This window comes from Nocardioides secundeburneus (genome assembly GCF_039939255.1).
In the GTDB taxonomy this organism is placed as follows: Bacteria; Actinomycetota; Actinomycetes; order Propionibacteriales; family Nocardioidaceae; genus Nocardioides.
In genome coordinates, this window is record NZ_JBDUUE010000002.1 from 249,718 (window position 1) to 271,417 (window position 21,700).

The 21,700-nt window shown below is 73.7% G+C and carries 19 protein-coding genes; 11 read left to right on the forward strand and 8 right to left on the reverse strand.

Annotated features, from left to right (window positions below; genetic code table 11):
• Positions 1–266: 266 nt before the first annotated feature.
• Entirely contained in the window at positions 267–1,046 is a 780-nt protein-coding gene (locus ABFT23_RS06145; protein ID WP_347893333.1) for an exodeoxyribonuclease III, read from the reverse strand.
• A gap of 26 nt (positions 1,047–1,072) precedes the next feature.
• Positions 1,073–3,184 (reverse strand): BTAD domain-containing putative transcriptional regulator, encoded by a 2,112-nt coding sequence (locus ABFT23_RS06150; protein ID WP_347893334.1) that lies wholly within the window; start codon positions 3,182–3,184, stop codon positions 1,073–1,075.
• A 119-nt stretch (positions 3,185–3,303) separates the two neighbouring features.
• Between ABFT23_RS06150 and ychF the strand changes: the two genes are divergently transcribed.
• Both ychF and ABFT23_RS06160 read left to right on the forward strand, forming a co-directional pair.
• A complete protein-coding gene (gene ychF, locus ABFT23_RS06155; RefSeq protein WP_347893335.1) occupies positions 3,304–4,380 on the forward strand; it encodes a redox-regulated ATPase YchF in 1,077 nt (358 codons plus the stop codon).
• A gap of 72 nt (positions 4,381–4,452) precedes the next feature.
• Positions 4,453–5,475: a serine hydrolase domain-containing protein gene (locus tag ABFT23_RS06160; RefSeq protein WP_347893336.1), complete on the forward strand. Its 1,023-nt coding sequence runs from the start codon at positions 4,453–4,455 to the stop codon at positions 5,473–5,475.
• A gap of 198 nt (positions 5,476–5,673) precedes the next feature.
• Here ABFT23_RS06160 and ABFT23_RS06165 read toward each other — a convergent pair whose 3' ends face one another.
• The 3 genes from ABFT23_RS06165 to ABFT23_RS06175 are packed head-to-tail and all read right to left on the reverse strand — an operon-like array spanning position 5,674 to position 9,436.
• Positions 5,674–7,419, reverse strand: coding sequence for an SDR family oxidoreductase (locus tag ABFT23_RS06165; protein ID WP_347893337.1), 1,746 nt, complete (start codon positions 7,417–7,419; stop codon positions 5,674–5,676).
• A 44-nt stretch (positions 7,420–7,463) separates the two neighbouring features.
• The gene (locus tag ABFT23_RS06170) at positions 7,464–8,222 is read right to left on the reverse strand and encodes a MerR family transcriptional regulator (RefSeq protein ID WP_347893338.1); all 759 of its coding nucleotides are present in this window, start codon (positions 8,220–8,222) and stop codon (positions 7,464–7,466) included.
• A complete protein-coding gene (locus ABFT23_RS06175; protein WP_347893339.1) occupies positions 8,219–9,436 on the reverse strand; it encodes an MFS transporter in 1,218 nt (405 codons plus the stop codon). Before ABFT23_RS06175 ends, ABFT23_RS06170 begins: the two co-directional genes overlap by 4 nt.
• A gap of 126 nt (positions 9,437–9,562) precedes the next feature.
• Between ABFT23_RS06175 and nhaA the strand changes: the two genes are divergently transcribed.
• A complete protein-coding gene (gene nhaA, locus ABFT23_RS06180; RefSeq protein ID WP_347893340.1) occupies positions 9,563–10,879 on the forward strand; it encodes a Na+/H+ antiporter NhaA in 1,317 nt (438 codons plus the stop codon).
• Here nhaA and ABFT23_RS06185 read toward each other — a convergent pair.
• Positions 10,801–11,988 carry an MFS transporter gene (locus ABFT23_RS06185; RefSeq protein ID WP_347893341.1) on the reverse strand — a complete coding sequence of 396 codons (1,188 nt, stop codon included), beginning with the start codon at positions 11,986–11,988 and terminating at the stop codon, positions 10,801–10,803. The genes nhaA and ABFT23_RS06185 overlap by 79 nt on opposite strands.
• Before the next feature lie 47 nt (positions 11,989–12,035).
• Here ABFT23_RS06185 and ABFT23_RS06190 point away from each other — a divergent pair, with 47 nt between their 5' ends.
• The 8 genes from ABFT23_RS06190 (at position 12,036) to ABFT23_RS06225 (ending at position 19,375) form a co-directional block, all read left to right on the forward strand.
• On the forward strand, positions 12,036–12,605 hold the full coding sequence (locus ABFT23_RS06190) for a TetR/AcrR family transcriptional regulator (protein WP_347893342.1): 570 nt from the start codon (positions 12,036–12,038) through the stop codon (positions 12,603–12,605).
• A 131-nt stretch (positions 12,606–12,736) separates the two neighbouring features.
• Positions 12,737–14,233 (forward strand): ABC transporter substrate-binding protein/permease, encoded by a 1,497-nt coding sequence (locus ABFT23_RS06195; RefSeq protein WP_347893343.1) that lies wholly within the window; start codon positions 12,737–12,739, stop codon positions 14,231–14,233.
• Positions 14,230–14,991 (forward strand): amino acid ABC transporter ATP-binding protein, encoded by a 762-nt coding sequence (locus tag ABFT23_RS06200; protein WP_347893344.1) that lies wholly within the window; start codon positions 14,230–14,232, stop codon positions 14,989–14,991. Before ABFT23_RS06195 ends, ABFT23_RS06200 begins: the two co-directional genes overlap by 4 nt.
• A 38-nt stretch (positions 14,992–15,029) precedes the next feature.
• Complete coding sequence (locus ABFT23_RS06205) at positions 15,030–15,383, forward strand: tetratricopeptide repeat protein (RefSeq protein ID WP_347893345.1); 354 nt, start codon at positions 15,030–15,032, stop codon at positions 15,381–15,383.
• Between the two features lie 107 nt (positions 15,384–15,490).
• Positions 15,491–16,690: a PucR family transcriptional regulator gene (locus tag ABFT23_RS06210; RefSeq protein ID WP_347893346.1), complete on the forward strand. Its 1,200-nt coding sequence runs from the start codon at positions 15,491–15,493 to the stop codon at positions 16,688–16,690.
• A 135-nt stretch (positions 16,691–16,825) separates the two neighbouring features.
• The gene (locus ABFT23_RS06215) at positions 16,826–17,845 is read left to right on the forward strand and encodes a TerC family protein (protein ID WP_347893347.1); all 1,020 of its coding nucleotides are present in this window, start codon (positions 16,826–16,828) and stop codon (positions 17,843–17,845) included.
• Between the two features lie 127 nt (positions 17,846–17,972).
• Entirely contained in the window at positions 17,973–18,503 is a 531-nt protein-coding gene (locus ABFT23_RS06220) for a SigE family RNA polymerase sigma factor (protein WP_347893348.1), read from the forward strand.
• Positions 18,503–19,375 carry a PASTA domain-containing protein gene (locus ABFT23_RS06225; RefSeq protein WP_347893349.1) on the forward strand — a complete coding sequence of 291 codons (873 nt, stop codon included), beginning with the start codon at positions 18,503–18,505 and terminating at the stop codon, positions 19,373–19,375. Before ABFT23_RS06220 ends, ABFT23_RS06225 begins: the two co-directional genes overlap by 1 nt.
• Positions 19,376–19,399: 24 nt before the next feature.
• Here the strand turns inward: ABFT23_RS06225 and ABFT23_RS06230 are convergent, their stop codons facing one another.
• Positions 19,400–19,741, reverse strand: coding sequence for a YidH family protein (locus tag ABFT23_RS06230; protein WP_347893350.1), 342 nt, complete (start codon positions 19,739–19,741; stop codon positions 19,400–19,402).
• Positions 19,742–19,745: 4 nt separating this feature from the next.
• A complete protein-coding gene (locus tag ABFT23_RS06235; protein ID WP_347893351.1) occupies positions 19,746–21,644 on the reverse strand; it encodes an ATP-binding protein in 1,899 nt (632 codons plus the stop codon).
• Positions 21,645–21,700 lie beyond the last annotated feature (56 nt).

Consider the following 21,700-nt stretch of genomic DNA (forward strand, 5'->3'; position numbering starts at 1 on the left):
GCACCCTCGACGCGCACCGAGACGCCCTCGCGGCGCGCCATTCCGATGGCGCTCGCTCCGCTTCGCGCGTGGCGCGCCGCCTGAAGAGGCCGTCTCGGCACACGCCGAGCGCACGCTCCGCTCGTACCTCGCTCCGCGCACCCTCGCCGCGCACCGAGACGCCCTCGCGGCGCGCCGGTGCTCGATGGCCCGAGCGGGCTCGCGCATGGCACGCCGGCTAGCAGCGGTCGTGATCGAGCGATCGCGCGGAAAGGACCACGCCCGACTCAGAGGTCGACGTCGACGACGATCGGGGCGTGGTCGGAGGCGCCGGTGCCGGCTCGCTCGTCGCGGTCGATGAACGCACCGGTCACCTGCTCGGCGAAGGGCGCCGAGCCGAGCACGAAGTCGATGCGCATGCCGCGGTTGCGCTCGAAGCGCTGCCGGTAGTAGTCCCAGTAGGTGAAGACGCCCGGCCCGGGCGTGAAGGGCCGGGTGACGTCGGTGTAGCCGGCGTCGAGCACGGCGGTGAACGCGGCCCGCTCGGGCGGGGTGACGTGGGTCGAGTCGGCGTAGGCGGCGATGTCGTAGACGTCGTCGTCGTGCGGTGCGATGTTCCAGTCGCCGACCAGCGCGGTCGGCGTCGCCGTCCAGCCCTGGGCGGCGTCGCGCAGGCGGGCCAGCCAGTCGAGCTTGTAGGCGTAGTGCGGGTCGCCGACCTTGCGGCCGTTGGGCACGTAGAGCGACCACACCCGCACACCGCCGCAGGTGGCCCCGATGGCGCGCGCCTCGGCGGCCGCGGGCTCGCCCCAGGTGGGCATGTCGGCGAAGCCGACCTCGACGTCGTCGAGCCCGACCCGGCTGATGATCGCCACCCCGTTCCACTGGCTGTAGCCGGCCGCGGCGACGTCGTACCCACGCGACTGCAGGCCCATCAGCGGCAGCTGGTCGTCGCGCGCCTTCGTCTCCTGGACGGCGAGCACGTCGACGTCGTGACGCTCGAGAAAGGCCTCGACGCGGTCGATGCGGGCACGGAGGGAGTTGACGTTCCAGGTGGCGATCCGCACCCGGTCAGCCTACGGTCACCCGTCGCTCACCCCGGGGCCAGCAGCTCCTCGAGCGGCAGGGCCGGGGTGCCGATCTCCTTCATGCGCGCGGCGTAGCCGCGGTAGGCCCGCCGGGCCTCGCCGTGGCGACGGGCCTGGTGGAGGGTGGCGATGAGGTGGTGGTGCGAGGGCTCGTCGTAGGGGTCGTCGACGATCAGCCCGACGAGCCACGGGATCGCGCGGTGGTTCTCGCCGCGCTCGAGCAGCGCGAGGGCCAGCTCGCGCTTGACCTCGAGCGCCAGCGAGAGCAGCTCGTCGCGGACGTCGACGGTGAAGTCGCTGTAGGGGTCGTCCTCGAGGAAGTGCCCGGTGTACATGGCCGCCGCGCGCTCGAGCTCCTCGACCACGTCGCTCTCGGGCCCGGCGACACGGGACGTCGTGCGCAGCGCCTTGAGCGCGCTGGTGGCGGTCTGGGTGAAGACGGCGGCGTCGACCTCGACGTGCTCGGTGTCGAGGCGCACGGCCTCGCGGTCGGCACACAGGTAGTGGTCGGAGGCCTGGGCCTTGTCGGGGTCGAGCACGCTGCGCAGCGTCGAGAGGACCACCGAGAGGCGGTTGCCGCTGCCGGGCGAGTCGGGCCACAGGTGCTCGGTGAGGGCCTCGCGGGTGATCGGCCGCCCCCGACGTCCGGCCAGGATCTTGAGTGCGTCGCGCGACTTGCGCGACTGCCACGCCGACGCCGGCACCGGCTCGCCGTCGCACAGGACCGCGAACGCGCCGAGCGTGCGGATGCTGACGCGCGCCCGGTCGGCCTGCCCGAGCGCCTGCAGGGGGCCGGCGATGCGGGTGGCGTCGTCGCGGACGCCGAGCGCGCGCAACCGACGTCGGGCGGCCTGCTCGGCGACGGAGTCGCCGACGACCCGGGCCCGCAGCACCTGGTTGGTGGCCAGGCCGATCGCGTTGGAGGTGCTGCGCCACAGCGTGCCGGCCTCGTCGAGCAGGTCGACCGCTCGCGCCCCGGAGAGCAGCAGCGACTGGAGCTCGAGCGCCTCGGCGAGCCCGCGGGAGTCGTGGCGACGTCCGGCCTCGCGGACGGCGAGCCGCGAGAACTCGCCGGCGCTCTCGCGGTCGCCGGTGGCCAGGCACACCCAGCCCGCGGCGAGCATGGGGTCGACCTGGCCGACCGCGGCCGGCTGGTCGAGCGCACGTTTCACGAGACCCTGTGCCTCGTCGACGTCGTCGACCACGAGCGCGCGGGCGAGCCCCGACAGGGCGGGCACGGCGATCTGCGCGTTGCCGGTGCGCTCGGCGATCACGAGCGCCTCGCGGTAGGCCAGGCCGGCCTGGGTGGCGTTGCCGCAGACGCGGTTGGCGTCGCCGATGCCGACGATCGCCAGGCCGAGCAGCGGGCTCTCGGAGGTACGGGTGAGCGCGCGGGCGAGGTGCAGCTCGGCCAGGCACTCGTCGACGCGGCCGAGGCCGAGCAGCGAGTCGGAGCGGGTGATGAGTGCGAGCGCGCGCACCGGGGGCGGGGCGGAGACGGACTCGGCCAGCGCGATGGCCTGGTCGAGGTGGGCCACGGCCTCGGTGTAGCGACCCTCGGAGTTGCAGCGCGAGCCGAGATTGTTGTGGATGCGGGCCTGCATGAGCACGTCGCCGCCCCGGAAGGCGGCCGCCAGGCCCTTCTCGTAGGCGACCAGGTTGGCGTCGAGGTCGCCCTCGAGCACGCACACCAGCGCCTGGCTCACCCAGGCGGCGGCGAGGGCGAGGTCGTCGCCGGAGGCCCGGGCGGCCTCGAGGGCCTCGTCGGCGGCCTGGCGGCTCGTCTCGGCGTCGCCGGTGGCCCACAGCGACGACGCCCGGCTGGCGAGCAGGTGGGCGTGGTCGCCGGGGTCGACCTGCTCGCCCTCGGCCACGAACGCGCGCTCGTAGGCGACCAGTGCGTCGGCGAAGTGACCGGCCTGGTGCCGGGCGTAGCCCAGCCGCCAGGCGAGGGCGACGGGCAGCGGTCCGCCGTCGGGGGCGACGACCCGGGCGGCACGCTCGACCAAGCCGAGCTCGCCGGGCAGCAGGTCGGTGTCGGTGCGGTCGGCGACGGCCGCGAGCACGGCTGCGGGGTCGCCGTCGGCGACCGCTCGCTCGAGCTCGTGTGCCGTCATCGCGTCCCCTGATGCCATGCAGGGCCCACCGCCCCATCGACAGGGTAAGCGAGGCCGGGCGTCCGTGTCCCTCGCTCCGACTCTCCGGGTCCGGCACCCGCGCCGTAGAGTGGCGGCCCGTGGCACTCACCATCGGGATCGTCGGCCTGCCCAACGCCGGCAAGTCGACCCTCTTCAACGCCCTGACCAAGAACGACGTCCTCGCGGCGAACTACCCGTTCGCGACCATCGAGCCCAACGTCGGCGTCGTCGGCGTGCCCGACGAGCGTCTGCCGAAGCTGGCCGAGATCTACGACTCGGCCAAGCAGCTGCCCGCCACGGTCGAGTTCGTCGACATCGCCGGCATCGTGCGCGGTGCCTCGCAGGGTGAGGGCCTGGGCAACAAGTTCCTCGCGCACATCCGCGAGTCGGCTGCGATCTGCCAGGTCACGCGCGTCTTCCGCGACGAGGACGTGACCCACGTCGACGGCGAGGTCAACCCCGGCAACGACATCTCCACCATCCAGACCGAGCTGATCCTGGCCGACCTCGAGACGGTCGAGAAGGCCGTCGTCCGGCTGGAGAAGGAGGCGCGCAAGGTCAAGGAGCTCGCCGCGAACCTCGCCGCCGCGCAGGAGGCCAAGGAGGCCCTCGAGGCCGGGACGCCGATCATCGCGACCTCGATCGACCGCTCCCTGCTGCGCGAGCTGTCGCTGCTCACCGCCAAGCCGTTCATCTACGTCTTCAACTGCGATGCCGACGAGCTCGCCGACGACGAGCTCAAGGCCACGATGCAGGCCCTCGTCGCGCCCGCCGAGGCGATCTTCCTCGACGCCAAGTTCGAGGCCGACCTCGCCGAGATGGACGACGACGACATGGCGCACGAGATGCTGGCCGAGATGGGCATCACCGAGTCCGGTCTCGACCAGCTGGCCCGCGTCGGCTTCGACACCCTCGGCCTGCAGACCTACCTGACCGCCGGCCCCAAGGAGACCCGGGCCTGGACCATCAGGAAGGGCGCCACCGCCCCCGAGGCCGCCGGCGTCATCCACACCGACTTCCAGAAGGGCTTCATCAAGGCCGAGATCGTCTCCTTCGACGACCTCGTCGAGCACGGCTCGCTGCTCAAGGCCCGCGAGGCCGGCCGGGTGCGCATGGAGGGCAAGGACTACGTGATGGCCGACGGTGACGTCGTGGAGTTCCGCTTCAACGTCTAGCGGCCCGAGCTCGGCCGCGCCGACCCCGGAAAAAGACTGGCCGGCCGAGGTCGCTCCGGTGAGGGTGTCCCCATGACGGTGAGCCTCGCAGGTCTGGACGCCGTAGTGGCCGAGAGCGGCTTCTCCGGCGTCGTCACGGTCGACGTCGGCGAGCAGCGGGTCCTCGAGCACGCCTCCGGGTGGGCCCACCGGGCGCACCGCGTGCCCACCACCCCTGCCACCGCCTTCGGGACGGCGAGCGGTGCCAAGGGGTTCACCGCGTTGACCGTGACCGGGCTCGTCGAGGCGGGCGTGCTCGCGCTCGACCAGCCGGTGCGCGCCGTCCTGGGCGACGACCTCCCGCTCGTCGACGACGCGGTGACGATCGAGCACCTGCTGGCGCACACCTCGGGCATCGGCGACTACCTCGACGAGGACGACGACGTCGACCTCGACGACCACCTCATGACGGCGCCGACCCACACGTTGACGACGTCGGAGGCGTACCTGCCGATGCTCGAGGGCCTCCCGCAGAAGTTCGCCCCGGGGGAGCGCTTCTCCTACTGCAACTCCGGCTACGTCGTCCTGGCGATCGTCGTCGAGCGCGTGACGGGCGAGGCGTTCCCCGACGTCGTCCGGCGGCTCGTGCTCGACCCGGCGGAGATGCGCGACTCCGGCTATCACCGCATGGACGAGCTCCCGGCCGGGGTCGCGACGGGCTACCTCCACGCGACCGGCGACCGGGTCAACACGCTGCACCTGCCCGTCTGGGGCAGCGGCGACGGCGGGGCGTTCACGACGGCCACCGACCTGCACCGGTTCTGGCGGGCGCTGTTCGCTGGTCGCATCGTGTCGCCGTCGTCGGTCGAGCTCGTGGTCGGCCACCGGACCGAGGTGCCCGGGTCGGCCTGGGGCTACGGGCTCGGGTTCTGGAGACATCCGAGCCAGGACGCCGTCGCCCTGATGGGGAGCGACGCCGGCGTCTCGTTCCGGACCACGCACGTCCCCGGGTCCGCCCTGACGGCGACGGTGCTCGGCAACACGACCCGGGGCGCGTGGCCCGTGGTCCGGCTGGTCTCCGAAGCGCTGCCGTCGTGGGTCGCGCAGACCGGGTGACCCGCAGGCTCGACAGGCCGGAAGGTTCCGGTGACGCTCGCCCGCCGAGGTGACGCCGGATCGGGCAGAGTAGGCCACACTGGAGCTGGCGCCTGGATCCGGGGGGAACCTGGCGCCTGGTGGCCCTGGAGACCCTTTGCTCCAGGGCCACCGTCATGTCCGGCCCACCTCCGACGGCACCGGTCCGACGGTCGGTGCTCAGACCTGGTTGAGGTCGAGCCGCGCGAGCCGGCGGGTGAGGGCCGGGACGTAGCGGTGCCCGAGCTGGAAGAAGCGCGCCTCGGCGCTGATGGCGGCGACCGGCTTGTCGGCCACGACCGCGTCGACGAGATGGCGTGCCAGCCGTTCGGGGGTGTAGTTGCGTCGCCGGTAGGACGCCTGCTGGCGCGCGCTCAGCCGGGCCTGCTCGGCGTCGTCGGTGCCGACGAACCGCGTCGTGCGGGAGATGTTGGTGTCGACGAAGCCGGGGCACACGGCCGTGACCCCGACTCCGGCGAAGGACAGCTCGGCCCGCAGCGACTCGGTGAGCGCCAGGACGGCGGCCTTGGTCGTGCCGTAGGCGCTCATGATCCGGCTCGGCGCGAACGCGGCGGCGCTCGCGACGTTGACGACGTGACCGCCCTCGCCGCGCTCGGCGAGCAGGCGTCCGAACACGCGCGAGCCGTGGATGACGCCCCACAGGTTGACGTCGATGATGCGCCGCCAGTCGTCGACGCTGGTGTCGAGGAACGCGCCACCCATGCCGATGCCGGCGTTGTTGACCACGACGTCGGGCACCCCGTGCGCCGTCGTCACCTGCTCGGCGAGGCGGTCCCAGGCCTCGGGGTCGGCGACGTCGAGAGTGTAGGCCCACGCCTCACGGCCGGTCTCGGCGACGAGGGTGGCGGTCTCCTTGGCGGTGGTCTCGTCGATGTCGGCGACGACGACGTCGGCGCCTCGACGGGCGAGCTCGAGGCAGGTGGCGCGGCCGATGCCGCTGCCACCGCCGGTGACCAGGACGAGCTGTCCGCCGAAATCTCCGTCGGGTCGCTCCTGGGCCGGGCGCAGCGACCGCGGCAGAGGCCCGCCCGTGACGTGGTCGATGAACTCGGTGATCTTGGCCGCCACCATGGCGGGTCGTTGCGTCACGACCCAGTGGTTGCCGACGATCGACCGGGTGTGCAGCCGGTCGACGAACGGGCGCGGCGCCTCGGTCTGCAGCGCCGTGGTCACGTGCGGGTCGTGCGTGGGCGCGAGCACCTGCACCGGCACGCCGGTGCGCCGCGGTCGTGGCCGGGCCAGGCGGGCCCCGATGTTCGCGCGGTAGAGCTCGATGCCGTTGACGGCGTCGTCGACCGCGGGCGTGAGTCGCGGACGTCGGCGGGCCCACGGCGTGCCGGCGCGGGCCGATCGCGTGACGAGCGCGCCGACGAGGCCGTGCCGGGCCGCGAGCTCGGGCAGCACCGGCAGCTGGAACAGGCCGACGTAGTAGGAGTGCGCCAGCTGCGTCAGCGCAGCCCCGGGACGGCGTGCGCCACCACGCAACCAGATGGCCGCCATGTCGAGGCTGGGCCCGGAGATCGAGGTGAACGACGCCAGCCGGTCGGCGAACGCAGGGTCGGTGACCGCCTCCCACGCCTGGATCGAGCCCCAGTCGTGCGCGACCAGGTGCACGGGTTCGTGCGGGCTGACGGCGTCGAGCACCGCGCCGAGGTCGGCGGCCAGGCGCGGCAGGGCGTAGCCGCGCGTCGACGTGGGGACGCCGGAGGCCCCGCAGCCGCGGACGTCGTAGCGCACGACGCGGAAGCGGTGCTCGAGCTCGGCGGCGACGCCGTCGAAGACCGTGTGGTCGTCGGGATAGCCGTGCACCAGGACGACGGTCGCGGCGCCGGTCGGGCCCTGCTCGTGGACCGCGAGGTCGATGCCGTCGTCGGTGGTGACCGTGCGGCCGGTTGTCTGTGACACGAAGTAACGGTAGGTGCGGCGGGCCTGCGGCGGCAAGGGCGCGGTCACGCCTCGAGGTGCTCGCCCAGCAGCCGCATCGCCTCCAGCTGAGCGGCGTTGAGACGAGGGTCGTCGTCGAGGGAGGGCAGCTGCCCGGGCTGCGCGGCGAGCAGGAGCTGCCAGGTGCGACTGGCGTGGAGGTCGCCGATCGCGTCGTCGAGCAGCGCGGCGTAGTCGTGGGCGACCGAGGCGATCTCGTCGTCCGGCGCGTCGGGCGCGAGGTCACGGAGCCGTGCGGTGATCGCGGTCAGGGCGCCGCCGGCGTCGGCGGCAGCGATTGCCTCGGCCAGGCGACGGAGGTCGCCGGCGTGCGCGGCACCGGCGAACCCGGCCAGGACGACGCCCGCGTCGCGCTCCAGCGCGGCGATCTCGGGGCTCACGGATGCGACGAGGTCGGCCGTCGACGGCCCCGGCGGCAGGTCGGGACGACGCCCCTCGTCGAGCAGGCGGGCGATCTCGCGACGCTGCGCCTCGATCCGCTCGACCTGGAGGGCGAGCCGGCGGTCGAGCTCGAGCAGCACCTCGGACGACGCCTCCGGGGGTGCGGCGTCGTCGAGCATCTCGGGCACGCGCTCGAGCGGCACGCCGAGCTCGGTGAGACGGCGGATGCGCAGCAGCGTGGCGACGTGCGCGAGGCCGTAGTGGCGGTAGCCGTTCGAACCGCGCTCGGGCTCGGGCAGCACGCCGAGCTGGTGGTAGTGGCGCAGCGTGCGCACCGAGACGCCGGCCAGGTCGGCGACCTCCTTGCTTCGCATGGGGTTCATCGAACCACCGGCTCGGGGGCCGGTTCCAGGTCGCGCAACGACGGAGCAAGGAGTGCGACGGCGACGCACGCCGTCCAGAGACCGACGACGAGCCAGCCGGCCAGCGCCAACGAGCCGACCTCGACGGCGACGCCGGCGCCGAGCACGCCGAGCGACGGGGCGGCGGTGAGCACGGCGTTCTGGGTGCCGGTCACCCGTCCCCGCACGTGGTCGGGGATCCGCTCGGTCATCAGTGCACCGGTCACGGTGCCGAGCAGCCCGCCCGTGACGCCGAGGACGACGGCGCCGGCGAGCACCAGCCCGACCGGGGGCAGCGCACCGATGAGCGCGATCCCGGCGATCGAACCGGTCATGCCCGCGACGAACCAGGTGCGGCGCGACAGCCGGGACCCGACGCCGGCGTAGACCCCTGCCCCGACGAGCAGGCCGAGCGCGAGCGAGCTGAGCACCAGCCCGAGCCGCCCCTCCTGCCCGAGCGCGGTGAAGTGCACCGGGAGCACGAGGCCCTGGACGGCGGTGAGCACGATGGCGAGCACCAGGTTGAGCAGCGTGACGGCGCGCAGGAACGGGCTGCCGAGCAGCACGGTCCAGCCCTCCCGCAGGTGCGCCAGTCGGGACGTGGGCGGCGGCGTCGTCGGGTCGATCGCGCCCACCTCGCGGGGCAGGGCCAGCGTCACGAGCGCGGCGGCGGCCGACGTCCCCGCCGTCACCCACAGCGCCCCCGGGCCGTCGAGCAGGACGACGAGCCCGGCGCCGACCGCCGGGCCGACCAGCATCGTGACCGCGCCCGTGCCCTCACGAAGGGCGACGAGACGGTCGACGGTGAGACCGCTGCGGGCGGCGACGCCGGGCAGCAGCGCCTCGCGGGCCGTCAGTCCCGGTACGTCGCCGAACGACCCGATGACGCCGAACAGCACGAACCAGCCGACCGACAGCCCGGTGACCAGGTCGACGAGGGGCAGTGCGGCGACCGCCGCCGCCGACACCAGGTCGGTCACGACCGACGCCGTGCGCCGGTGCACCCGGTCGACGACGCCGCCCATCACCAGCCCGGCGACCACGGCGGGCACCGCCGTCGCGGCCGCCACGACCCCGGCGTCGAGGGCGCTCCCGGTGGCCTGCAGCACGACCAGCGGCAGCACGACGGCGGCCGCTGAGTTGCCGAGCATGCTGAGGCCGTAGGAGGCGAGGTAGGCGAGCGACGTCCGGGTCATGACGCCATCACAGACTGCGACGCAGCGTCGGACTCAAGTCGGCGCCGGGTCCGGCGCTCGGTAGGATGGTGCGCGGTGCGCCGGGAAGTCTGGTCGGCTCCGTCTCGTCGACCCCAGGAGCACACCATGACTGGCCCCTCGTCCAGCCCTGTCCGCCCGCACCGCCTGTTCTCGCGCGGGTCGTTCCTCGAGCACTCCCGCATCGCCATGATCCTGCGCGCCGAGACCACCGGCGGCATGCTGCTCATCGTCGGTGCGGTCGTCGCGCTCGTGTGGGCCAACAGCCCGTGGTCGGACGCCTACGAGTCGCTGCGCGACGTCCGGGTCGGCCCGGCGTCGCTGCACCTCGACCTCAGCCTCGCCACCTGGGCCGCCGACGGACTGCTGGCCATCTTCTTCTTCGTCGTGGGCCTCGAGCTCAAGCGGGAGTTCGTCGCGGGCGACCTGCGCGACCCGCGCCGCGCGGCCCTGCCCGTGGTGGCCGCGATGGGCGGCATGGCGGCGCCCGCCCTCATCTTCGTGCTGTTCAACCTCGGGGCCGGCGGCGGCCTGGAGGGCTGGGCGATCCCCACGGCCACCGACATCGCGTTCGCCGTGGCGATCCTGGCCGTGATCAGCACGCACCTGCCGAGCGGCCTGCGCACGTTCCTGCTCACCCTCGCCGTGGTCGACGACCTGCTGGCCATCTCGATCATCGCGATCTTCTACACCGACGAGCTGCACCTGGCCTACCTCGGTCTGGCCCTGCTGCCGATCGTCGCCTTCGGCTTCCTGGTGCAGAAGCGGATCCGCTCGCCGTGGCTGCTGGTGCCGCTAGCCGTCGTCGCCTGGGCCCTGGTGCACGAGTCGGGCGTGCACGCCACCGTCGCCGGCGTGCTGCTCGGGTTCACCGTGCCGGTGCTGCGCAGCGAGGCCGCCGGCGGGCCGGACGCCGGGCCGGGCCTGGCCGAGCACCTCGAGCACCTGATCCGACCGATCAGCGCCGGTGTCGCCGTCCCCGTGTTCGCGTTCTTCGCCGCCGGTGTCACCGTCGGTGGCTGGGACGGCCTGGTCGACTCGCTGCAGGACCCCGTGGCCATGGGCATCGTGGCCGGCCTCGTGCTCGGCAAGACCCTCGGCATCGCGGGGTTCACCTGGCTGCTCGCCACGTTCACCAGGGCCGACCTCGACGACGAGCTGTCGTGGCTCGACGTCATCGGTCTCGCGATGCTGGCCGGCATCGGCTTCACCGTGTCGCTGCTCATCGGCGAGCTCGCGTTCGGGGCCGGCAGCGAGCGCGACGACCACGTGAAGATCGGCGTGCTCGTGGGCTCCCTGCTCGCGGCGCTGCTGGCCTCGGTGGTGCTGCGGGCCCGCAACCGGGTCTACCGGCGGATCGAGGTCGAGGAGACGCGCGACGACGACCTCGACGGCATCCCCGACGTGTTCCAGCGCGACCGCTGAGTCCCGGCCGCCGCGGCCGCCGTCAGGGCGATCGCGGCGGAGCCGAGCAGCACCGTGCGCAACCCCACGGCGTCGGCGACGGCGCCGCCGAGCGCGGCTCCCGCGGCCTGGCCCGCGACCAGCGCGACGAACAGCACCGCGGTGCCGGCGGCCGGGTCGTCGGCGACCCGCTCGCCGGCCCAGGTGATCAGCGCCGACGACGCCGCCACGTACGCCCAGCCGAACGCCGCGCACGCCGTGACCCCGGCGACGGTGGAGCCGCCGAGCAGCGCGAGCGCGGCGATCGACACCGCGACCGCGACCGACGTCACCCGCCAGGCCTCGGCGGCGCGCAGTCGGCCCAGCCGTCGCGCGGTGAGCACGGTCGCCGTGCCGCCCAGCCCCAGCGCGACCCAGGCCAGGGTGGAGCCGTCGGTGCCGGCGCCCTCGCGCACGAGGTGGCTGCGGCCGTAGGTCCACACCGCGGCCGAGCCGGCGCCGAGGAGGACGGCCGCCACCGCGGGGCGCAGGAGGAGTCGGGCCTGGCGGAGCAGCGGCGCGGACGCCCGGGCCGGCGCGGCCGACGTCCCGCGGTCGAGCACCAGGACGGCGATGCCCGCCGCCGCGGTCGACGCGGCCGCCACCACGAGGGCCGGCCGCCAGTGCGGCAGCAGGACCAGGGCGAGCGCGCCGGCCGCTGCGAGACCAGGGCCCGTGCCGGCGTTGACCCAGGCCTGGGCCCGGTCGCGTCGTCCTGCCTCGACGGTGCGCGCGACGAGGGCGACCAGGCCGGGGGAGGCGAGGCCGGCGCAAGTCGAGGCCACGACCGCGGCCGGCACGAACAGCCCGGCGCCCGGGGCGACGGCCATGGCCACCGAGCCCACCGACGCCGTCAGCACCGCCCCGGCGACCAGGGCGCGCGGCCGGTGCGAGGCCACGACGCCGGTCACCGCGCCCACGCAGTAGGCGACCGAGCCGCCGGCGGCGGTCCACCCGCCGAGGTCGGCGCCGAGGCCGAGGTCGGCGTCGACGTCCGGCAGGTAGAGGCCGTAGGCCAGGCGGACCAACCCGTAGGTGCCGGCGATCAGGCCGGTGCCGGCCAGGACGAGGGCGAGGTCGGAGCGACGCATCCCGAAACGATAACGCACGTTTCACTTTGACCGTCTACGCTGGACGGGTGGTCAGCCGAGCCAGCACGCGCGCGCGGCTGCTCGACGCGGCCGACGAGCTGTTCTTCACCCGGGGCGTCACGGCCACCCCGGTCGACGCCGTCCTTGAGCGCGCCGGGGTGTCCCCGGCGACGCTCTACCGCGCCTACGGCAGCAAGGAGGAGCTCGTCGCGGCGGCGCTCGAGCGGCGCCTCGGCGAGTGGCTCGCGGTCTGGGACGACGCCGTGGCCGCCGCCCCCGACGACCGGTCCCGGGTGCTGGCGGTCTTCGACGCACTCGAGGTCTTCCACGCCCGCCCCACCGGGGCCCGCTGGTGCGCCTTCCTCGGGGCGGCCGCCGAGTACGCCGACCCGCCCGCCGTCCTGGCCGCCGCGCTGGAGGCCGACTCGGCCACGTTGCGCGACCGGCTGCGCGACCTGGCCGGGCCGGTGGTCGGGTCGCGGGCGTCGGAGGTGGCCGACGAGCTGTCGCTGGTGGTCTCCGGGTGCCTGGCCATGCGCCTGCGGGGTGCTCGGCCCCGCGGCACCGAGGTCGCGCGGCGGGTGGCCGACGCCGTCCTGGCCGCGGCGGCCCGCTAGCCGCCGCGATCCGGGTGCGGACGCCGACGCCGAGGGGCGTGGTCGGACGGCCCGCGCGCGGGCAGGATGAGGGGTCGGACCCGGCGAGCGGTCTATCGCTGCTAACTTGACTGACTCGCAAGAGTTAGAAGGTGGATGACGTGAGAACCACGAGACCTCGGGCCCGCGCGGTCGCCGTCCTGCTGCTCGGTGCCGTCGCGGCGCTGGTGCTGGTCGGCCCGGCCGGACCGGCCACGGCGGCCGACGGTGAGGACCGGCAGACCATCCGCGTCGGCACCGAGGGCACCTACCGGCCCTACAGCTACGAGGACGGCGGCCGGCTGACCGGCTACGACATCGACGTCATGCGCGCGGTGGCCGACGAGGCCGGCCTCGACGTCGACTTCGTCGAGGGCGGCTTCGACTCCCTCTTCCCCGAGCTCGACGCCGGGCGCATCGACGCGATCGCCAACCAGATCACCATCAACCCCGAGCGCGCGTCGCGCTACCTGTTCACCCGGCCCTACACCTACTCGCGCGGCGTCATCGTCACCGCCGAGGACAACGACGACATCACCTCGATCGACGACGTCCGCGGCAAGCGGGCCGCGCAGTCCGAGACGAGCAACTGGGCCGAGGTCGCCCGCGACGCCGGCGCCGACGTGCAGTCCGTCGACTCCTTCGCCCAGCAGGCGCTGCTGCTGCGCAACGGCCAGGTCGACGTCGTCATCAACGACAACATCGCGGTGCTCGACTTCCTCGCCTCCCAGCGCGACCCGGGCATCAAGATCGTCGCCGACGTCGACGACGAGATCAGCCGCCAGGCGCTGGTCTTCCGCAAGGACGAGCAGGCGCTGCGCGACCGGGCCGACCAGGCGCTGCAGCGCCTCGCCGCCGACGGCACGCTGCGCGAGATCTCCGAGAAGTACTTCAAGGCCGACGTCTCGGTCGAGGACGGCGGCGAGGCCGACCCCGAGGGCACCGGCGGGACCACCTCGTGGGACCTCGTGCAGGAGGCCGCGGGGCCGATGGTGTGGGGCGCGATCAAGGGCACGATCCCGCTGACCGTGATCAGCTTCGTGGTGGGGCTGGCCATCGCCCTCGTGACGGCGCTGGCCCGGATGTCGTCGTCGCGGTGGCTGCGGGCGCCGGCGCGGGTCTACATCTCGATCATCCGCGGCACGCCGCTGCTGGTGCAGCTGTTCATCATCTACTTCGGCCTGCCGCAGATCGGCATCGACCTGCCGAGCCTCGTGGCCGCCTGCGTGGCCTTCAGCCTCAATGTCGGCGGCTACGCCGCGGAGATCATCCGCAGCTCGATCCTCTCGGTGCCCCGCGGCCAGTTCGAGGCCGCCACCACGATCGGCATGGACTACCGCCAGACGATGCGGCGCATCGTGCTGCCGCAGGCCTCGCGCATCGCCGTGCCGCCACTGTCGAACACCCTGCTGTCGCTGATCAAGGACACCTCGCTCGCCTCGGTGGTGCTCGTCAACGAGCTGCTCCGCGAGGCCGACAAGGTCGCCCAGAACGCCGGCAACTACATGGCGCTCTACCTGCTCGCGGCCGCCTACTACTGGGTCATCTGCTTCGTCGTGTCCGTCGGGCAGGGCAGGCTCGAGAAGAAGCTGGGGAAGTACTCGGTATGACGAACCTGGTCGAGGTCACCGGCCTGCAGAAGGCCTTCGGCGACAACGTGGTGCTCCGCGACGTCGGCTTCACCGCCGAGCGGGGCACCTGCACGGCGCTGCTCGGCCCCTCGGGCTCGGGCAAGACCACCGTGCTGCGCTCGCTCAACGTGCTCGAGACGCCCGAGGCCGGCGTCGTCCGCATCGCCGACGCCGAGGTCGACTTCGGTGCCACCGTGGGCCGGGGCGAGCGGGCGCGCCAGGTGCGACGGCTGCGCTCGCGCAGCGGCATGGTGTTCCAGAGCCACCACCTGTTCCCCCACAAGACCGTGCTGGCCAACATCACCGAGGGCCCCGTGCAGGTGCAGAAGCGACCGGCGGCCGAGGCGGAGGAGAAGGCCCGCGCTCTGCTCGAGCAGGTCGGTCTCGCCGGTCGCGAGGCGGCCTACCCGAGCCAGCTCTCCGGCGGCCAGCAGCAGCGGGTCGGCATCGCGCGGGCCCTGGCCCTCGAGCCCGAGGTGGTGCTGCTCGACGAGCCGACGTCGGCCCTCGACCCCGAGCTGGTCGGTGAGGTGCTGGCCGTCGTCCGCGACCTCGCGCAGCAGGGCTGGACGATGATCATCGTCACCCACGAGATCCGATTCGCTCGCGACGTCGCCGACCAGGTGCTGTTCCTCAGCGACGGCGTCGTCGCCGAGCGGGGCGGCGCCGAGGTGCTCACCGACCCGCAGGAGGAGCGCACCCGGCGCTTCCTGTCGCGGGTGCTCGAGGCCGGTTGAGGCCGGGAACAAGCGGCGCGTCGTGGCGTTGTAGCGACATGACGCGCTACGAGCAGTTCCACCGCGCCGGCCGTCAGTTCGAGCTCAAGGACTACTACGGCGCCGCCCGCACCCTCGAGACCCTGCTGATGGACGTCGCCGCCGACGACGACTGCGGCGACTGGGTCGGGCACTCGCTCACCGACGCCCGACTGCTCCTGGCCCGCGCCTACTACCACTCCGCCCAGCTCGGCCGGGCCGAGAGCGCCGCGCGGGCCGTGCTCGCCGAGTCGCCGACCGAGGCCTACGCCGCCCTGCTCCTCTCCCGCACGCTCGAGCGTGCCGCCCGGCCCGACGAGGCCCGCCAGGCTCTGCGCCTCGCGACCGCGCTGGGCGCTCCCGGCACCGCCTGACCCGGCGCACCCGGCGCCGTCGTCCCATGGCCGCAGACCGGTCGGCCTGGCAGGATGAGGGCGGACGTGGTTGCCCGGTGTCGGCAAAGGGGTGTGGTGTGCCGCGGTTGGATCGAGTAGCCGCCGGGGCGGCACAGGACGCCGGCGGGGTCGCGCCCGAGCTGCTGGGCGACTTCCTGGCCATCGCGGTCGACGCCGTCGCGTCCGGCCGACGGCTGCGTCGCGCCGAGCTGCGCGCCTGCGAGCGACACGGCGCGAGCGCCGCCCTCGCCGGGGTGCCGTTGCGGGCCCTGCTCGACCTGTACCTCTCGGCCTGCTGGCGCCTGTGGGAGGAGCTCGACCTCGTGCCCGACTCGGCCGTGCACAGCGCCGACCCCGCCCGGGTGCGAGCCGCCGGGCTGTCGATGCTGCGCGCCGGCGACGACGCCGTGGCGGCGCTGGCCGAGGGGTTCCAGCTGGCCCGCAACGACCTGTCCCGGCACCAGGAGTCGATGCGCCGCGAGGTGTTCGACCTGCTGCTGGCCGGAGGCCCGCCGGCCGACGACGCCACCGGCCGTGCCCGCGACCTCGGGCTCGACCTGGTGAGTCCGCACGGCGTGCTGGTAGCGCGCCACGAGCGCGGCTTCGAGGACCCTTCCTGGACGTCGCTGCCGCGCCGCGTCGAGACGGCGCTCGGCGGCCGGCTCGGTGACGCGCATCCTCTCGTCGCGGTCAAGGACGGGCTGCTCGTGTGCATCTTCGCGGCTCCTGATCGCGCGAGCATCGGCCTCGTGGGCGAGCGCTTCACCGCCGTCATGCACGACGTCGAGCGTGGCGCCGGCCCCGAGCCGGCCCCCTCGCCGTCCACCTCGCCGGGTGCGCCGGGCCGAGGGCGGTGGCAGGCCGCGGTCGGACGGGCGCGCGCCGGTGCGGCCGCCGTCCGGGTCTCCTACGAGCAGGCGCTGGGGGCCCTGGACGTCGCGCGGCGGCTGGGGCTGCGCTCCCACGTCGTCGACTCCGCCGACCTGCTGGTCTACGAGATGCTGCTCCGCGACCCCGACGCCACCCACGAGTTGATCACCAGCGTGCTGGGGCCGCTGCGACTGGCCCGCGGCGGCGCCCAGCCGATGCTCGAGACCCTGGACGCCTACTTCGCCAGCGGCGGGGTCACCACGGCGACGGCGGCGCGACTGCACCTCTCGGTACGTGCGGTCACCTACCGGCTGCAGCGCATCGGCGACGTCCTGGGCCTGGACCCCACGGACCCGTCGCAACGCTTCACCCTGCACGCCGCGGTGCTGGCGGCGCGTCTCGTCGACTGGTCGTGACCCTCCCGGCAGATTGCCGGGACCCGGCAATCCCGCCTCGCGGACTCGTCTGTGTTCCGCCCTCGTCCGAAGGGCCTCCGGCCAGCCATCCTTGTGTTCTGAGTTCCATGATCCGCCGTTCGTGAGGAGCCCTCCGTGTACGACGTCCCAACCTGGTTGTGGATCGGCTTCGGCGTCACCGTCGTCGTCGCCCTGGCCATCGACCTGCTGGCCCACCGTGACGCCCACGTCATCCGGTTCAAGGAAGCGGCCTGGTGGAGCGTCGGCTGGGTGGCGCTCGCCGTCGTCTTCGGCGTCGTAGTGTTCATCTTCGTCGAGCCCACCCAGGCGGCGATCGCCGCCGGCGACGACGGCTCCGCAGGCGTCGACTACTTCACCGCGTGGTTGCTGGAGAAGAGCCTCTCGGTCGACAACCTGTTCGTCTTCGCCCTGATCTTCGCCTACTTCAAGGTCCCGGCCGCCTACCAGCACCGCGTGCTGTTCTACGGCGTCATGGGCGCGCTGGTCTTCCGCGCGATCTTCCTCTCCCTCGGCGTCGCGGTGGTCAGCCAGTTCACGGCCATCCTGTTCGTCTTCGCCGCGATCCTGCTCTACAGCGCCTACAAGCTGTTCCGGGGCGACGACGACGAGTACGACCCGAGCACCAGCCTCGCCATCCGGCTCATGCGCAAGGTCATCCCGGTCTCCGACGAGTACCACGGCACGAAGTTCTTCATCAAGGAGGCCGGCAAGCGCGTCGGCACCCCGATGCTCGCCGTCGTCGTCGCGATCGAGGCGGCCGACCTGCTCTTCGCCGTCGACAGCGTCCCCGCCGTGCTGGCCGTCAGCGACGACCTGTTCATCGTCTACACCTCCAACGCCTTCGCCATCCTCGGTCTGCGCGCGCTGTACTTCCTGCTGGCCGGCATGCTCGACAAGTTCCACTACCTCGGCATGGGCCTGGCGATCATCCTGGCCTTCATCGGTGTGAAGCTGATCTTCCAGGCCTCGCACGAGGTGATCGACGAGTCGATCCCGCACATCCCGACCCAGCTCAGCCTCGCCGTCATCGTCGTGGTGCTGGCGGGCTCGGTGATCCTCAGCCTGATGCGGCCCCAGAAGGCCGAGACCGAGGCCGAGCAGCCGGCGGTGCCCGACGAGGCCGACCGCCCCTGACCGCCTCCGACGCCGCCCGTCCCGTTCGCGGGGCGGGCGGCGTCGTCGTCGGTGGCCGGGTTCGTCTCCCACCGGACTCTCCCGACGACCCGGGAACCCGGACGGGTGGCTCGCGCGTCCTCGGGACATGAGCTCATCGACCGATGAACGCAACGCGGAGTTCGGCGAGTACGTCGCCGCCCGGTGGCCCCGCCTCGTGCGCGCCGCCGTGCTGCTCGGCTGCTCGGCGCACGAGGCCGAGGACGTCACCCAGACCGCGCTGACCCGCTGCCTGGTCAAGTGGCGGCAGGTGCGGCGTGCCGACGACCGCGACGCCTACGTCTACCGGGTGCTCGTCAACACCTTCACCGACGGACGACGTCGCCGGTGGAACGCCGAGAGGCCCACCGAGACCGTGCCGGAGGGACCGGCCGTCGCCGTGCCGGACGGCACCGACGACCTCGTGCTGCGCGACTCGGTCGAGCGGGCGCTCGACAACCTCACCCGCGACCAGCGGGTGGCCGTCGTCCTGCGCTACTACCTGAACCAGACCGAGGTGCAGATGGCCGAGACCCTGAGGGTCGCGCCCGGCACCGTCAAGAGCCGGCTCTCGCGGGCCCTGGCCGCCATGGCGGTCGATCCCGAGCTGTCCGACCACGAGACCCGGAGGGGAGCATGATGGACGAGCAGGACCTCATGGAGGCGCTGGAGCACCGCGTGGGCGACGTGCCGGTCGGACCGGCCCCCGTCGCCGAGATGACGACGTCCGCCACCCGCACGCGCCGCCGCCGCGGCCTGGCCGCCGGTGCCGCGGCCGCCGTGGTCGCCGTCGTGGGCGGCCTCGGCGTCGCCCAGGTGGTCGCCGGCGACGATCCCGCTCGTGACGGCGGCCAGGACGTCGTCGCCACCGAGCCCGACGTCGCGCCGGCCGGCTACCGCTACGTCGGTCTCGGGCGGGCCGCGATCGCCGTGCCCGAGGAGTGGGCGCCCGACGAGGTGGAGTGCAACGGCACCCCCACCACGAGCACCTACGTGGTCGGCGCGAGCGGGGTCGGCTGCATGATGCTGTCGGTGTTCCCCGACGACACCGACGTCGTGCGGGTCGACCCGGGCCGCCAGGTCGACACCTCCGCGTGGGCGGCCACGGAGGTCGACGGCGTGCCGGCGCTCCGCTCTCCGGTCGCCGAGATGACGCAGGACCCCGCCCTGGGCGGCAGCCCGATCACCTCGGCCCAGGTCTACCTGCCCGACGACGACGCGCTGTTCACGGTGGAGTCGACGGTGTCGAGGGAGCGCGTCGACGAGCTGCTCGACGGCGTCGTGCGGCTCGACGACCGGGTCGGCGTCCCCGGCTTCGCCGACCTCGGCGCCGACGGGGGCCGGGCGGACGACGCCTACGTGCGACGGCTCGAGGCCCTCGGCCTGGAGGTCGAGCTGCTGCCGCAGCTCGACCGGATGCAGCGCCCGCCGGGCGAGGTCATCGACGTCGAGCCCCGGCCGGGCACCGTCGTCGCGCCGGGCTCGACCGTGCAGGTGCGCGCCGCTGAGTAGCCGGCCCGGCGGCGGCAGCGTCGGTCAGAGCAGCAGCACGAGCCCGAGCACGACGATGGCGACGACCAGGCCGGCCGTCATCACCAGCCCGAGCGTGAACGGCGGCAGCGGCTCGCCGAGGCGCATCGCGCGCTCGACACGACGCCAGCGCCGGTAGGCCAGCAGGGCCATGGTGAGGGCGAAGGCCAGGAGGGCGACGACGACCACCGCGCGCAGCGCCGCGCCCTCGGGCAGCTCGAGCGACTCGAGGGCCACCGCGCCGGCGACGACGGCGAGCACCGTGCGCACCCAGGCCAGGAACGTGCGCTCGTTGGCCAGCGAGTAGCGCGGGTCGGGCTCGCTGCCGATCCGGCGGAGGTCGTCCACGACCTCAGCCTGACAGAGCCGCGCCGAGCGCGGTGCGCAGGTCGTCGGGCCGCAGCGGCCGCTGGACGACGACGGTCGGCGCGGGCCCGGCGTAGCCGCCCGCGTCGTCGACGAGCGCGACGTCGTGCGGCTCGGCCGGGTCGGTGACGACCACGTGGCCGAGGTGCTCGACGATGCCCTCGGCGACGATCTGGTTGACCTCGCCGTCCTCGACGACGAGCACCCGGACCGGCGGCGGCTCCACCGCCCGCCCGAGGTCGAGGTCGAAGCGGAAAACGCTGCCCTGCCCCGGCGTGCTGTCGGCGGTGAGCGTGCCGCCCATCGCCGCGACCAGCTGCCGGCTGATCGACAGGCCGAGGCCGGTGCCGCCGAACTCGCGCGTGGTCGAGGCGTCGGCCTGGGCGAACGGCTCGAAGACCCGGGCCAGGTCGGCGGGGTCGATGCCGATGCCGTCGTCGTGCACCTCGAACCGCACCCGGACGACGTCGTCCGGCCCCTCCGGCACCTCGGGCTGCCCGACGACGGACGCCGTCAGCAGCACCTCGCCGCGCGGGGTGAACTTCACCGCGTTGGCGGCCAGGTTGATGAGCACCTGGCGCAGGTGGGCGCCGTCGCCGCGCACCGGCGGCACGTCGCAGCGCACCCGCGTGCGCACCTCGTCGGTGCGCATCGGCTCGACGACGAGGCCCGCGACCTCCTCGAGCAGCGCGGCGACGTCGAGGTCGGTGTGCTCGATGTCGATGCGCCCGGCCTCGATCTTGGCGAAGTCGAGCAGGTCGTTGATGATCGCCAGGAGCGCCTGCCCGGTGCTCTGCACCCCCTCGGCGTAGCGGCGCTGACGGTCGTCGAGGTCGCTGGCGAGCAGCAGCGAGGACAGGCCGAGCACACCGTTCATCGGCGTGCGGATCTCGTGGCTCATCATCGCCAGGAAGTCCGACTTCGCCCGCGAGGCCGCGACCGCCTCCTCGCGGGCGAGCTTCTCCGAGCGCAGGATGCGGACCGTGCGGGTGAACGCGAGCCCGAGCAGCACCAGCGTGACGACCAGGATCAGGGGGCGCGAACGTTGCGCGGCTTCGCCGTCGGCCAGCAGGAGCAGCGGCGGCACCGCCAGTGGCAGGATCGCGACCGAGACCCGGCCCGCGAGGGTGACCCGACGGCCCTGGCCCGGCGGGGTGTCGCGCGACTGCCACAGCGACAGGGCGAGCAGCACGCTGCCGAACATCCACACGACGTTGGGCCAGCGGTCGTCGTTGCCCGACAGACCCACCAGCACGAGCAGGTCGGCGCCGAGCCAGCACCCGAGGCCGATCACCAGGCGGCGGTGCCCCCACGGGTGCACGTGGCCGCTGAAGCTCACGCGCAGGAGCAGCCCGAGCGCGACGGCGTCGAGCACGGGGTAGGCGGTCTGCACGACCTGCGCGAGTCCCTCGTCGCCGGACGACGTGCGGGTCTGCAGCTGCCACAGCACGAGTGCCGACATCGCGACGACACTGAGGGTGTCGATGACGGCGTCGACGTCGAAGCCGTGCCCCGGCCCGTCGGTCGCGGCGAGGAACAGCGCAACGCAGAGCACCAGCACCGCGACGAGGTAGGGCACGTCGGCCGGGGAGGCGTCGGGCACCGTGCGCAGGCTGGAGTCGACCGCGTAGACCAGGTCGCCCAGCGCGCTGACGCCGAGGGCGAGCGCGACCAGCAGCACCAGCCGACGTCCGGTGGTGGCGTGCCGCCGGGCGCCGACGATGCCCAGCACGGCGGCCGAGGCGTTCACGACGGCGGAGACGTCGTTGCGCACCTCGACGCCGAGCCCGGGCGCCACCGTCGAGGCGAGCGCGACCACCAGCAGCGCGACGCCCACCGCGATCGGGGCGCGCGGGTGCCGGTGGGCGGGTCGGACGTCGGTCAAGGGGGCTCCTGGGGTCGCACCAGTGTCGCCCACCCGGCACGGGCCCGGGGGCGAAC